Below are 15237 nucleotides of genomic sequence, written 5' to 3'. Positions count from 1 at the left end.
CCGGTTTTTATATATTTAAATTCTATATACTGGTTATTTGCCAATTGCAAATAACGGTATTCCAGGTAACCAACATACATGGTGCCAAGAATTTTAATTTAATTAAAGCAATGGATTCATCTACGTATTACATAAGCAGCACCGATGGTAATGATACTAACTCAGGGTTATCTGCTACAACTCCTTTTAAAACTATTTCTCCAATAAATGTACTCGCTAGCTCAGGTGTTCTTTCCGGTAGCGATACTATTTTATTTAAAAGAGAGGATGTATTTCCAGGAATGGTATTAAACTGGAATACAAACTCGTATACTGAAAATATACAAATAGCTACATATGGCAATGGTAATAAACCATTATTCGATATGTATAAATATATTAATTCTGATAGTTGGATTCTTCATTCTACAAACATTTGGAAAGTTGATTTGTCCGATAATACTAAATTTACAGGTTGGACTGCAAATAATTCCGGTAATGTTGGTTTCCTTAAAGTTAATGACGAAATCTTCGGAATGAAAAAGAAATTACTAGGTGATTTATCTTCACAATGGGATTTCTGGGATGATGTTACTACTGTTTATGTATTTAGCGTTTCGAACCCTGGGGTAATAAATGGTTCAGGAACTACTGAAATAGCTATTTCCGTTAGAGGTACTTCTTCTATTGCCTTAATGAGAAATGCAGATGTGTATGATATAGCAATAATTGGTCATGGTGCACACGCGATCTCCGCAGCTTCAACATTTAGAAATTTAAGTTATAACCATCTTGATATACGAGAAATTGGGGGATCAACTTTAACAAGTTTTACACCTAACCCAACTGTTAGATATGGAAATGGCATTGAGTTAAACGGAGGTGGTAAGGATGCCATAGTACAAGGATGTTATTTTGAAAACATTTATGATGTAGCTATGACCTGTCAAGAGGACAATATAGGCGTACAAGGGTTTGAAAATATAATTTTCAGACATAATAGGACAAAAAAAGCTGAGCAAGCATTTGAACTTTATACGCACAATGAAAACTCTTTTTTTAGAAATATTAAATTTCATGATAATATATGCGAGGAGAGTGGATATGGTCCTCTGCACTTTGGACACCAATCGGGGTTTGGTTACCCGCAATTTTTAGGAGTTCATATTTTACTACAGGATTCGTATGTCGATATGGATCAGGTTGAAATATACAATAACACATTTGACAGGGCTGCTAATGGGTTGTATTTTTGGCTAAAAACTAATCCATTAGCACAAAAGAAATTTGTTAACAGCCATAGCAATGATATATATCTTTATGCAGGTCAAAAAATACAATCTGTTAATGAAACCTGGAAGATTGAAGATCATCAACAATTCGTATTAGATACGGGGTTAGAGGTTGATTCCAATTTTTATGTAATTCCTCAGGACATCTCTGGAGTAGTAGAGATATTACGTGAGCAAATAGCCCAAGGTTCTAAAGTAACCACAGTTGGTGATTCACTTAGAGACGTATTATCATTAGCATACAACGCATTGATTAAATCTGATAAAAATACAAAAAGACTAGATCGATTACCTATAGCTTCAGATAATTTAAAAGTAGCAACGACTTCATTTGGAAACGCTACCGATACGGATAATTGGACTAGAATTTCCGAGATCACACTACAGCAAGTTGCTTACAGAGATTTTTCACTTACTTTGGGTTTTAACACTGCCAGCGGGGATATGCAATCTGCAAAGGTTACTTTTTCTGTTAAACAATCAAGTTCTGTAATTATAAGTCCTGCCACTATGGCCATTGATGTAGAGACAATAGGAGGATTTGCCAGGACCCAATTTTTAACCGAAGACGGTTTTAAAATCACAAATGACGGATTTGGCACGTCTTTCAATATTTACATTAAAAGATCCAATAATTTTTCATCAATTAATGTTTTTGAATTAGGAAAATATATACCTGCGGGAACAATAAAATACTTTAGTAATCAGCCATGGCTATCAATTGAACCCTCAGCAATCTACAATCATAAATCGGCAATTAAGGATAAACCTGTCTATAACGCACAGGCAACTTCAACCGCTACTCCGGGTGTCGTAGTTCGACGAGACAATTCAGGTGGCATATTACAGTCTAGTTTATTACTTCAAAATCTTCCTAACGGCTGGAATGACGCAAGAACGGCAAATATTGTTTACCAAGCCGTTGGGATAACAATAACAGGGGAGCCATTATTGAATTTTAACGGGTTATGCGAATATCTAGGAGATTCAAACAAAGGCATACAAAGTGCATACGATTCTTCGGGTACAGTTGTATATCAAAGAGTATATTGGTTTGGTACTTGGCGGCCCTGGTTAAAAATGCTGAATTTATCGTCGGATCTTAAGGGACAAAATATTGTTAACATTTATAGAACAGCGTCGGATTCAGATTATTCAATTATGGACTATAACTCTTATCACCTATTGCCCGCTATAACAGCAGATAGAACACTTGGGTTACCTCCAACTTACCAAGCTAAATCTATTACTATTTTTAACACTAATAACACTATTTTTAAGTGGATTACAAGCATACGAATAATCGATAACAATGGAGTTCAGTTTCTCGAACTTCCTTCAAGATCAGTCATAACCCTCGTGTCAACTAATGACAATACCTTGTGGAGAATAAGTAATGTTTATACCGGGAATAATTCAACTATCAAATATAATCATATTAGTACCACATATACTTTGATGCCAGCATTGCAAAATGAAATGTTGGTAATGGATGGATTGGCAGATTACACAGTCTCAATTGCACGAGATGTAAAAACACCAGCTGGAGTTGTTAAAATTTTCAAGAATGTCGGAGACTATATAATAACTATCTTACTAGAACCTGGAGTTATGATAAACGATTCTAATACAATTATTAAGGTATTTCCAAATCAAGAATTAGTAATTATAAGTCAATCAGAGAGTACATGGAAAATTACGAGTGGTCCCCAAACAATAAAAGTAAATAATACAACTGATACAGTAAATAAAAGCTTCCTGAATACAACTTATCCATATTCCAGATACGGTTTAAATACAAGGGTTATTTATTCAGCTCAACTTTTTGCCTACGAAAGAATTTCCCCGATAGATTGGACTATCATGCCAATTAATTTATTGACTTAAATATGAAATATTAGATCAGTAAATTCAGTCGGATAATTGAATACTGGCATATTAGTATTCTGGAATAGAATAAAGCTTGTAAAAAAGAACTCGGCTGTGTTGATTGCTTTGTTAAACATAAATATTAGTAAGATTTTAATGCCAAAAACGGAAAATCCAGGACATTTAGATAACATATTTTATCAACAATTTTTGGCAATCAAATTAATTTTTAAGGGCTGACTAATTAATAGGTCTCAGATAAAAACTTTACCTGGGTTAAATGTTGTAAACGGTTTGGTGTACTATTTTACTGGGTAGGTAATCAACTTAGATCACCTCATAAATATAAAATTTTCAATTTTAAGAACTGATTCTATAAAATTTTCGCTTGCACCTGTAGCAGATAAAATGTTTAAGCGGAATGAAAGGGAGTATTTTTTTTAAAATGAAGTTTCTTGGAATTCTACTTAATTCATTTTTGCATTTAGGACATTTATGCTCTGCTTTAACTACTTCTGATGATGCCATGATGATAGAATAGTTTGTTATTTCGTGAAAATCTATAAATATTCAGATATGGCACAAAGATAAGGAAATTATGCGTTTGTTTTTGGGTTTGGAAGGGTGTAATTGTCCTTATTTTTGATAATTTTAACTATTATAGATGACTTTAATCAAGTATTTTATGATTTTTCTGTTCCGTTATTTGTTAATATTAAGTTAATGTTAATAATTTGTTTTATTTGATTGCAATAAATATGATTTATATCAATTTTTAATGATGTCTAGTCTTTTTTTGGGTTAAATAATGTATTTTAGCGTTATTTTTTTAAAAAAAAGTTTAAATGAACAATCTCAAACCTTCATTGGTAATTCTTGCAGCCGGAATGGCAAGTCGTTATGGTAGCGCTAAACAAACAGAATCTTTTGGTCCTACTGGTGAAACCATTATGGAGTATTCAATTTTTGATGCCATTAAAGCCGGATTTGATAAAGTGATCTTTATCATCAGGGAGGAATTTGCCGGATCTTTTAAAGCTGCGATGGAACCAAAGCTTCTGGGTAAAGTTAAACTCGAATATGTTTATCAAAGCCTGGATAAATTCAGGAACGGGCGGGCTTTGCCTGCAGATCGTGTTAAACCTTATGGAACACAACATGCCTTATTGTGTTGCAAGGATGTTCTCGATGCACCCTTTGCGGTCATCAACGCGGATGATTTTTATGGAATGGATGCTTTCAGAAAAGCTTATGAGTTTCTGACGGAGACCATTGAAGATGGAAAGTATGCCTGCCTGGGTTACCAGTTGAAAAATACGCTGAGTGAGCATGGTGCGGTTACCCGTGGAGAGATAAAGGTGGATAAAGAAGACTTTGTTGTAGGCATTACCGAAAGAAAAGAAATTTTTAAGCGTGATGGTAAGGCATTCAGGGTGAATGACGGGCAGGAGGTAGAAATGGATTTACTGACGCCGGTAAGTATGAATTTTTTCTGTTTTACACCATCATTTGTGGCGTGGAGCGAAGGTGAATACTATAAGTTCCTGGATCAGCATGATGGTGAGCTAAAATCGGAATTTTTGATTCCGGAGGTTGTAGATAAGCTAATCAATAATGGTAAAGGGGTAGTTAGTCTTGTTAAGACCGATGCCAGGTGGTTTGGGGTAACTTTTAAAGAGGATGCGGAGATTGTGCGGTCTGAACTTGAACAGCTAACGTCTGACGGTGATTATCCAAAAAGCCTTTGGGCCTAAGTAGATTGAATTTCTCCGTTCTTTAAAATATTTTTACTGCTTTGGGCGTAGACAAGCACTTTGTTGATAGAATGGCAGGATTATTGCGGACACTGGGTATCTTTGAAATACACACTTAGCCTATAAAAAATTGTTTACACAAATTAATATTGTCCCACGATGGGTTATTTTTACCCTTGATCTGATTTGTTGTTCACTGGCGATGGTTTTCGCCTATATGTTAAAGTTTAATTTAAACCTAACATCAGTGGATATACCCCAGTTGTCAACCAACCTGCTTTTGTTGATGCTGATTAATTCGATCGTATTCTTATCGACCAAAAGCTATTCTGGTATCATCAGATATACCAGTGCCCAGGACTCCATTAGAATATTATGCTCCGTCATGATCTCGACCGGGGTTTATTTCATCTTTAACCTGTTCGCTATCAGTTTTCTGACAAAGCCACTTATACCAAACACGGTATTGATCATTGGCGGATTATTCAGTTTTCTTTTTCTGATTACCTACCGGATTTTTATTAAGTATATTTTTATGTACATCAAAAATCTGAAACTGGACAAAAAAAAGGTCATCATTTATGGTGCGGGCGAAGCGGGTATGGCTACAAAAAGAACTTTTGATCATGACGAGAAAGTTAATAAATATATTGTTGCCTTTGTAGATGACGACCAGCGTAAGATAGGTAAGGCGATTGATGGTGTCAGTATTCTGGATGCCCGCAATCTTGCACATTTAATTGTCAAGCACGAGATAGATGAAATTATTTTTGCGTCCTACAGTATTCCTTCGGAAAAAAGAGATGCTATAGTAGACCTGTGCTTAGAACATGATATCAAGGTGTTGAACATTCCTCCGGCAGATGCATGGACCAATGGAAAATTACAGCATGCGCAGATTCAAAAACTGAATATTGAAGATTTGTTGAACAGAAAACCGATCAGCATAGATATTGAAGGTATCGGAAAGATGCTGCACAAAAAAAGAATACTCATTACCGGAGCTGCGGGTTCTATTGGAAGTGAAATTGTCAGGCAGTTATCAAAGTTTGATGTTGGTCTGATCATCTTGTGTGATCAATCAGAAACGGCATTACATGATCTTTATCTGGAGCTTGATGAAGGCGACCGTACTAAAAATTATCAGTCTTTTGTTGGCGATGTCCGGGATGAACAGCGCATGGACAAGCTCTTTAACATGTACAGGCCAGATTACGTTTATCATGCCGCTGCATACAAACACGTGCCTTTAATGGAGGATAATCCTGCTGAAGCGATAAAGGCGAATGTGCTGGGTACAAAAACGGTTGCGGATAAATCAGTTAAATATGGTGTTCAGAAATTTGTAATGATCTCGACCGATAAAGCGGTAAATCCAACCAACATCATGGGCGCATCTAAAAGAATTGCAGAGATCTACGTTCAGTCACTCAACAATTCACTAGGCCAGCGGGATTTTTTATTCAGTAATGGATTGAGTTATATTAACCGGTTGGAAAAAAGGCCTGTGACCAAATTCATTACCAGTAGATTCGGCAATGTGCTGGGATCTAATGGTTCGGTTATTCCGCGCTTCAAACAGCAGATCGAAAAAGGTGGTCCTGTCACCGTTACGCATCCTGATATCACCAGATACTTTATGACCATTCCTGAAGCCTGCAGGTTGGTGCTGGAAGCAGGATGTATGGGCAACGGTGGAGAAATATTTGTTTTCGATATGGGCAAATCTGTCAGGATTCTTGACCTTGCCAAAAAGATGATCAAGCTGGCCGGTCTTGAACCCAATGTAGATGTTAAAATAGAGTTTTCAGGTCTTCGTCCTGGAGAAAAATTGTATGAAGAACTGTTAAATGATAATGAGAATACCATGCCTACCCATCATGAGAAAATTATGATAGGTAAAGTGAGGGAATATGTATTTGATGAGGTGGCAAGCAACATCGCCGAGCTGATCAGATCTGCTAAGCAGGACGATGACATGCAGGTGGTGATCAATATGAAAAAAATGGTTCCGGAATTTAAGAGTATGAACTCGATATTTGAAGAGCTAGACCATTTGGTTAATTAATAAAATGAAGAAAATTTTTGTTCTGGCTGTTCTGGCCTTTTCAGCGATCTGCTCCTGGGGTCAATCTACTCCAAATGTTAATATCCCGTATGATTATCAGTTTTATCAGAAATTTAATCAGCAGATCTATAGCCAGGATAACAAGTTCCACTCTTCAATAAAGGGCATCTACTCCGATGGGGTTGAAACTGCGGGATCTTACGATTCGCTAATGAAAATTGGAATGGATACGCTGAACAAAGGTTCCTGGGTGCACAGGAAGTTATTCAATGAGCATTTATTAGAATTTAATGGTGAGGATTACAAGGTTTATGCTGACTTTCTACCCGATTTTCAGGTGGGCAGGGATTTTAGTGGTAAAAGAAATACCTGGTTGAACACCAGAGGATTTCAGGTTGGTGGATCGGTAGGAAAGCAGTTTTCTTTTTATCTAAACGGATTTGAGAACCAGGGCAAATTTGTTGATTATGTAAACCGTTACATTGTCGCCAATCAGGTTGTTCCGGGACAGGGCTCTGGTAAGCTCGGGACTGACACACAGGACTGGTCATACGTTACGGCATTATTATCTTATACGCCGAATACACATCTTAACTTTTCATTGGGATATGATAAGAATTTTATTGGAGACGGATACCGCTCGATGCTGCTTTCTGACGTGTCATCCAATTATTCGTTTTTTAGGGTAAGGGCTACGCTCGGTGCTGTTCAATACCAAACGATCTTTGCCTATATGCTCGATCCCGGCGCACCCAAACTTACCGACGACCGCAGGTTGGGCGATAGGGGAAAATGGATGGCAGCCCATTACGTGGACTGGAACGTTACCAAAAAATTCTCTCTGGGATTTTTCCAGGCCGTGACCTGGGCAGATGCTGAAGTAGAAGGCAAACGGGGATTTGATTTTAACTATGTACATCCTTTTATCTTTTTACGGCCAGTAGAAAGTACAAATACAACCTCGCCTGATAAGATGAGACTTGGTTTTAATCTGAAATACGAAGTGTTAAAGAATACCGCGCTTTACGGGCAGTTTATGTTTGATGAATTCACCGCAAAGGAATTTTTCGCTGGCAATGGATACTGGGCGAACAAATATGCCGTTCAGCTTGGATTACGCGGATCTGATCTTTTTAAGGTAAAGCGTCTTAATTATCTGGCTGAATTCAATACTGCCCGTCCCTATACTTATGCCCACTTTGACAGGCTGTCTAATTATTCTAATTATAACCAGCCTCTTGCACATCCTTTTGGTGCTAATTTCAGGGAATTTTTAGGGATATTAAACTACAGTTATAAACGTTTCGATTTACAGGGAGAGGCACTCTATTCGAGGTACGGGAAAGATCCTGATGGCCAAAACTATGGTGGGGATATCTTTAAAAGTTATGATACGCGGTCTGTGCAATACGGCAGTAAAGTTGGTCAGGGGATAAAGACCAATCTCTATTTTGCCCGTGCTCAGGTGTCCTACTTGCTTAATCCAAAATACAACCTCCGCCTGGAACTGGCCGGGACATTCCGCCGGGAGAGTAGTACTACTGTAGAAAATAGTAATTTGCTTACCTTCGGTATCAGAAGTAGTTTCAGAAATATATACCACGATTTTTAGCGGGTAAAACTCTTTACCGGGAGAAGAAGATGCTTTAGCGCACTTGGGTTCTGAAGCGCGCTAAAACATTATTCAACAGCATATCTTTTTTTCAATAATGGAATAAGTATTTCAATTTCCTTTTTTAACAGTTCTGTTTCGGCTTTTAAAGAAATGGGGTCGGAAATATTCAGTTCTTGTATCCTGGAACTAATTTCTGCGAGATTGTTCAGTCCTGCTGAAGAGGACATGCCATAAAGCTTATGTGAAAGGGAGATGATCATTTCGGGATCTATGGGAGAGATCATTCTGTCCAGCTGCGAAAATGTCTGATCAAGCTGAATGATCGTAATGCCGATTATTTTTTTTATTCTTTCCATGTCACTATCCAGATAGGATTCAAGTTTTCTACTGTCGAAATGCACAGGCTTGACTATTTCAATGATATGTTCATCAGGTTTTTTAACATCAGGCAGCCATTTTTTTAATATGGTTTCGATATTTTCTTCTAAAACGGGTTTGGTGATGAAATCGTCCATTCCTGCTGCTAAGCTTTTTTCGCGTTCCCCCATTACATTTGCCGCAGTAAGGGCAATTATAGGGGTTCTTTTTCCATTTTCGATTAGTCGTATATTGCCCGTACATTCATACCCGTTCATTTCCGGCATCTGAATGTCCATAAAGACAAGATCAGGAGATTCCTTCTTGAAAGTCTCAAGGGCTACCAGGCCGTTTTCAGCTTCGAGTATAATACTCTGGGGATGAAGTTTTTCAATCAGTGCACGGGCCAGAAAACGGTTGACCTCATTGTCTTCCACAATCATAAATTTATACTGATAACCGTTGTTCTCCCCATGGAAGGCTGTTAGTTCCATGGACTCATTAGCAATTTCGCTGGTTTTGAGCCTGGAAAGTACACGGTAAAGCTCATGCATTTTGATCGGCTTCAACAGGCGGTGGTGAATCTGAAGTTCCCGGCATGCTTTAATAATCTTTTCATCATCAGAGGAACTGTGAAGGAGTATCAGAGGAAGATTTTCCTGATCGAGAGTGAAGTTCTCCCTGATTTTTCGCGAGGTCTCCAGTCCATCCATATACTGCATGTGATAGTCCATCAAAATCGCATCATAAACTCTTCCTTCGGCCAGGAACTGAAGTGCTTCAAAACCATTTCTGGCCTGGTCGGCCTGAATATTTTTCAGGGAGAGCATATTCACCAATATTGCTCTGTTATTATCATTATCATCGACTACAAGAACATGAGTTATACTTTCTATGCCTCTCCATTCAATCGGCTCTCCCTGTTCAGATTTTAGTTTAAGATCAAAGAAGAAAGTACTTCCTTCTCCAGGTGTACTTTTGAGCTCAAGATGGCTACCCATCATCTTGAGTAATTTATTGGAGATTGTAAGCCCTAATCCCGTTCCACCATATTTTTTTGTGGTTGAGGAGTCCTCCTGAGAAAAGGCGCCAAAAATCTTTGCCTGCTTACTTTTTGCAATGCCTATCCCCGTATCCCGTACGCTGAAGCGGTATGAATGCTGATCCTCTGCTATGCCCAGGCTTTCTATTTTGAGTTCTATTTCCCCTTTGGTTGTAAACTTTGCTGCATTTCCCAGTAGATTGATCAAAACCTGTTTTAACCGAAGCGCATCCGTCCATACAAATCTTGGCAAATCCGGTGGCAGGTTTAAAAGCATCTCCAGGTTTCTGGCCTGGATCTGGTAAGTAGTGATGTCGCTGGCCTGCCAGGCAATATCGTACAGATCACATTTTTCAATATCCAGTTCAAACTTACCCGCCTCAATTTTTGAAAAATCCAAAATGTCATTGATAATACTTAATAAAGAATTTGCCGACTGGTTTACAATTGTCAGGTATTGTTTTTGCGTTTCACTCAGCTGGGTTTTCAGTACCAGATCGGTAAAACCTATCACGCCATTGAGCGGGGTTCTGATTTCATGGCTCATATTGGCAAGAAATTCCGACTTTGCAGCATTGGCATGATCGGCACGCAGTCTGGCGACGGTCATCTCTTCCCGGTGTTTGACTGCAGCGGATATATCCTGTGTGAAAATCATCATTCCGCCTATAGATCCATCTAGCTGGTGCCAGGGCCGCATCTCCCAGGTGATCTGATGGGGAGTATTGTTCCTGACGTCAACATATATATCTTCTTCCTTTTTAACTATCTTACCACCTAGCACCGCTTTGTGATTGGCGATCCGGTCTTCTGAAAGATTAGGGAATACGTCATAGTACCATAGCCCTTCGATGTTGCTGGAGATCTGTGTATAGTCTTTAATCCATTTGCGGCTGGCTGCAAGAAAATGCATATTGTTGTCAAGCATTGCTACCGAAGCCGGAGCATTTTCGATGAAAGCAAGCAATATGGCTTTCTCCCGGGCGAGTGCTCTTTCGGTTTCTTCTTTTTGAGTGATGTCTGTAGATATACCAAGGTATCCGATTGTTTCCCCTTCGGTGTCCTTGATTGAGGTGATGGATAATGAAACCCTTAAGCGTTTACCCGACTTGGTGATAAAGGTGAAGGGCCTTTCTTTATGTGGACTCTCTGCGCATCTTTTAAAAACATCAAACCCTTTAATTTCATAGCCGAGTGTTGACGAGAAACTTGTACAAAGTTCTTCAACTTCTGCCTTGTCATGCAGCATTTCAGGTGTTTGCTTACCGATCATTTCCGCAGCACTATATTCCAGTAAACGCTCTGATGCCCGGTTAAATACAGTAATGATCCCTTCAGTATCTGTTGCGATAATGCTTACCTCTGTGGATGCGGAAAGTACGTCGTCCAACAGTTTTTTAGATTCCAACAGTGCCAGTTCTGCCCGTTTCTGATCGTCTATGTTCTGAAAGGTTCCAAAGATACGGTTCGTCGCGGACTCCACAGATTCTGCGTGTCCTTTTGCCCTTACCCAAATTTCCTTTCCATTAAAGTCTGTAATTTCAAGCTCTAGGTCCCAGTCTTTGCCTGTTTGAATGCATTCTTCAATGGCCTGCTGAATTTTCTCCCTGCTTACTCCCTCCTTGTAAAATTTAAGTGCGTTATCAAAAGTGGGTATGAAATCTACCGGCACACCATGTATTTCCCTGGTGGTAGCTGTCCAGACAACTTTTTCCTCATTCAGGTTAAGTTCCCATCCTCCTATTTTTGCAAGTTTGCTTGTTTCCTCTAAAAGGTTCCGGGTATGGATCAGCTCATGCTCAAGTTTTTTCTGATCGGTGATATCAACTGCGTTACCAACAATGTAAGGCGTATTGTCAAGATCTTTCTGTAATACGTTAGAATATAGCCAAATCCGCTCTTCTCCCGACTTCCGTTTCACGATCATTAATCCTTTTGAATGCCCGTTTTCTGCAATTTCAGATAGGTATTGACGCAGATTTTTATGCCTTTCAACCGGAATAATGTCAAAAAGGCTCTTATACTTTAGTTCTTTTCTTTTAAAACCGAGTATTTTTGCGCCGGCAGAGTTGATTGAGATGAAGTTTCCTTCCATGTCATGGGTGCACATCAATCCCTGCGAGCTTTCAAAGAAAGCTTTGAATTTCTGTTCACTGACTTTTAGTGCCCTGTTTTTTTCTACCTCGGCGGTAACATCACGCCCAATGGCAAAAAGATTTCCGTTGATCTTTTCAATCGTTGCTGTCCATTCAATGGTTTTATGTTGTCCATCTTTGGTGAGCATGTTATGTGTTGTCTTATCAGACGGTTGACCGCTTTTTAAGCTATCCCAAACTTCCATTCCCTCTTTCAAGTCCTGAGGTGGAATAAAGTCAAAGATCGTTTTTTGCTTCAGTTCGGTTTCATCGAATCCGAGCCGTTTATTAAAGCCTGGATTTACCTTTTTGAATTTTCCATCCGGTGCCAAAATACAGATCAGATCTTCAGAGTCATTAAACAGCGTACTGAAATTCTTATATTCTTCTTTTTTGCGGCGTTCTATGATTAGCGATATGGCCTCTTCGGCAAGTAAAGACAATATTCGCTGCTGCGCAGCCGTTAATTTTTTTGGTGCCAGGTCTGCTACGCATATTGAACCCAGGGTAAAGCCATCGGGGTCTATTAAAGGATATCCTGCATAAAACCTCACTTTCACGCCGTCCTCAGAAAGCGCATGGTGCCGGAAACGTTCATCTTCGAGTGTATCTTCTACTATGAACACCTCCTCACCAAGTAAGGTATACTCACATATTGCAAAGTCCCGGGGAACCTCTTCTATAATGAGACCAGTTGCTGATTTATACCAGAGTCTATCCTTTTCCGCGAATGAAATTAATGATATTTCACACTCACAGATTAACGATGCGATCTCGGTAAGCCTGTCAAATCCCCTCTCTTGTCCAGAGTTTATGATTTCATAATTATAAAGTGCTTCCAGACGAGCATTTTCATTTTCTTGCATTTCCATCTTTTTGTCAGGTAAAGCATTGTTAATTTTACTTTAAACTAATAAGTAGAAATAAAAGCAAATTATTTAATAGCCTGATTTTTATGCCATGTATCCGGCATTTAAATTAACTGAATTTACAGTTATATTAGTATTCTTTAATATTACGATTAGTTGTTGAATATCAAAAACAAAAATGGGAAAAATTGATTTTCTTTAGAAGTTTATCTGTTCCTTCAGCTAAAGAATTGGGAATGGTAGGCTTTCCAAAGAATATAGTCTGTTTAAACCATAATAAGTTTTTTTAATTTCTCCTTCAGCCGTTAGGGCTAAACGCTTTCTTTCTGGAAAAGCGCAGGGATCGTCTTCAGGATGAGTTTGATATCGTTCGAAAAACTTTGGTTCTTTGCATATTTGTTATCAAGAAGGAGGCGCTCTTCCTCACTCATTTCTCCTTTTCCCCGTTTCTCCACTTGCCATAGTCCCGTTATTCCTGCAGGTGCGGCAAACCGCAGTACATATCTATCTGTCGTAAGTTTTTCAGCTTCATAAATTGGCAGGGGTCTGTTTCCAACAATGCTCATGTCTCCTTTGATTACATTCCAGAGCTGTGGCAGTTCATCGATACTCGTGTTTCTGATGAAATTGCCGATCTTTGTTATCCTTGGGTCATTCGCGATTTTGAAAAATGCAGATCCGCTGTTGGCTGCACTAAAATAACCCCCGTCCTTTTCACACCACTGTACACCATCGCCATACAATGGATACTGGCATTTCCCAGCCTGTAAGCAGTCCTGGCAAAGGACGGTATCCCCGGCTGTTGTTTTTTGCTCAACCCGGTCCAGATCATATTGATTGAGATGCATCAGATCTTTGATCTTTTTATCTGCATCAACATACATGGAGCGGAATTTATAAAATCTAAATACCTTAAATCCGGTTCCGGCACGCAGTGAGTAATAAAAAACAGGGCCTTTTGATTCCAGCCATATTGAAAGCGCAACCAGCACTAATAAAGGAAATAATACGATTAGTGCAAAACCGGCAAAGAAAATGTCAAACGTTCTTTTTGCTAATCCGATCGGGCGTATCACATTTGGTCTGATAGCAAGACTTTTGGTCAGTGCTGTCCAGTTCCGGACAAAAAAATTAATACGTTTTTCTACCCGGGCTTGATGCATAGGCAGCCGGAATACATCTGAAATGCCTGCTGTAAGGGCCAGGATCCTTAAATTCGGATTGAAGTACTTTACAACCAGAAAAAAAGGTACGCTTGGCATCTGTATATTTTTGAGGGTTTCGATAAGCGCAAGGCCACCGTTCGACAGAATTTCGCTGTTAGATATGATGGCCACGATTTCAAGATGCTGTTCGGTCCATGTCTGTGCGAGCTTTAGTCCATTGTCGAAATAGACGAGTCGCATGCCGTCAAATCTGCAGTTTTCAAAAAAGGTACGTTGTGTATAGTCATCAAAGCCTATCATGGCTATGATGGGTAGCTCAATCGGCCCGTTGATCTCTTCCTCCGCCATTAAAAATTGCTTTTTCCGGCTCGTCGGAGTACCATCTTTATTCTGGCTTCCAGTTCAGCAGGATTGAAGGGTTTAACCATGAAGTCATCAGCACCAGCTTCCAGGCATTTGATGCGTTTATTCGAGCTTTCCTCTCCTGATAATATCATAATTGGCAGGGAACTGAAAAAGTCGCTGGTCTTTAGCTGTTCGATCAGCTCAAGGCCACTCATATTGGGCGTGTTCAAATCAGATATAATCAGATCCGGAATGTTTCCGTTCTGTAGGAAAGTGAGTGCAGTCATTCCGTCAGGCCTAATATCTATGCGGTATTTAGTCTGCAATATCTCTTCAAGTATTGCCTGCATAAATTCATCATCCTCAACAAGGAGAATATGTACTTTAGGATTAGTCTGTTGGTTCATTAGTCAAGAAGCGTTATTGGAATAGGACTCTTATGTAATTTTTTTGCACAGTCACTGTCTGAAAGTAAAGGCCAACCATTTGAATGTAAAATTGATTTTCAATAATTATTATCTTCGTTGATGCGTTAATAAATTCGAAATAATTTCAGTTTTGATAAATAATAAATTTAATTTAGGCACGGCGACATTTCAATGCAATTATAAGAAAAAATAAATAAATAACTTTTTTTATTCTTTTTAGGAGTATTAAAAATCATTGGGATAAGCCGATTAGCCTTAAACATAATTTCTCTTTCTATAGAACTTTGGCTCCTTGTTATTGTTCTAGTTGGCAGGGGA

7 protein-coding genes are annotated in these 15237 nt (G+C 38.8%); 4 read left to right on the top strand and 3 right to left on the bottom strand.

The features are described 5' to 3' along the window. Positions 1 to 110 precede the first annotated feature (110 nt). The 4 genes from FFJ24_RS19655 (at position 111) to FFJ24_RS19640 (ending at position 8574) form a co-directional block, all read left to right on the top strand. A complete protein-coding gene (locus FFJ24_RS19655; RefSeq protein ID WP_138818860.1) occupies positions 111 to 3158 on the top strand; it encodes a hypothetical protein in 3048 nt (1015 codons plus the stop codon). An 827-nt stretch (positions 3159 to 3985) separates the two neighbouring features. Continuing rightward, a complete protein-coding gene (locus FFJ24_RS19650; RefSeq protein WP_138818859.1) occupies positions 3986 to 4894 on the top strand; it encodes a sugar phosphate nucleotidyltransferase in 909 nt (302 codons plus the stop codon). A gap of 130 nt (positions 4895 to 5024) precedes the next feature. Beyond that, the gene (locus tag FFJ24_RS19645; RefSeq protein WP_210419400.1) at positions 5025 to 6962 is read left to right on the top strand and encodes a nucleoside-diphosphate sugar epimerase/dehydratase; all 1938 of its coding nucleotides are present in this window, start codon (positions 5025 to 5027) and stop codon (positions 6960 to 6962) included. 4 nt (positions 6963 to 6966) lie between these two features. Then, a complete protein-coding gene (locus tag FFJ24_RS19640; RefSeq protein ID WP_138818858.1) occupies positions 6967 to 8574 on the top strand; it encodes a capsule assembly Wzi family protein in 1608 nt (535 codons plus the stop codon). Between the two features lie 68 nt (positions 8575 to 8642). On the opposite strand, the gene FFJ24_RS19635 is transcribed toward FFJ24_RS19640, so the two are convergent. From FFJ24_RS19635 to FFJ24_RS19625, 3 genes are all read right to left on the bottom strand, one after another. Continuing rightward, a complete protein-coding gene (locus FFJ24_RS19635; RefSeq protein ID WP_210419399.1) occupies positions 8643 to 12983 on the bottom strand; it encodes a PAS domain S-box protein in 4341 nt (1446 codons plus the stop codon). A 308-nt stretch (positions 12984 to 13291) separates the two neighbouring features. Further along, positions 13292 to 14494, bottom strand: a complete 1203-nt coding sequence (locus tag FFJ24_RS19630) for a sugar transferase (protein ID WP_210419398.1) — start codon at positions 14492 to 14494, stop codon at positions 13292 to 13294. Further along, on the bottom strand, positions 14494 to 14898 hold the full coding sequence (locus FFJ24_RS19625) for a response regulator transcription factor (protein WP_138818857.1): 405 nt from the start codon (positions 14896 to 14898) through the stop codon (positions 14494 to 14496). The genes FFJ24_RS19630 and FFJ24_RS19625 overlap by 1 nt, the downstream gene beginning before the upstream one ends. Positions 14899 to 15237: the final 339 nt, after the last annotated feature.

It is taken from the genome of Pedobacter sp. KBS0701 (assembly GCF_005938645.2).
GTDB lineage: Bacteria > Bacteroidota > Bacteroidia > Sphingobacteriales > Sphingobacteriaceae > Pedobacter.
Note: the sequence above shows the minus strand (reverse complement) of the source record. Positions and strands in the feature narration are given on the sequence as shown.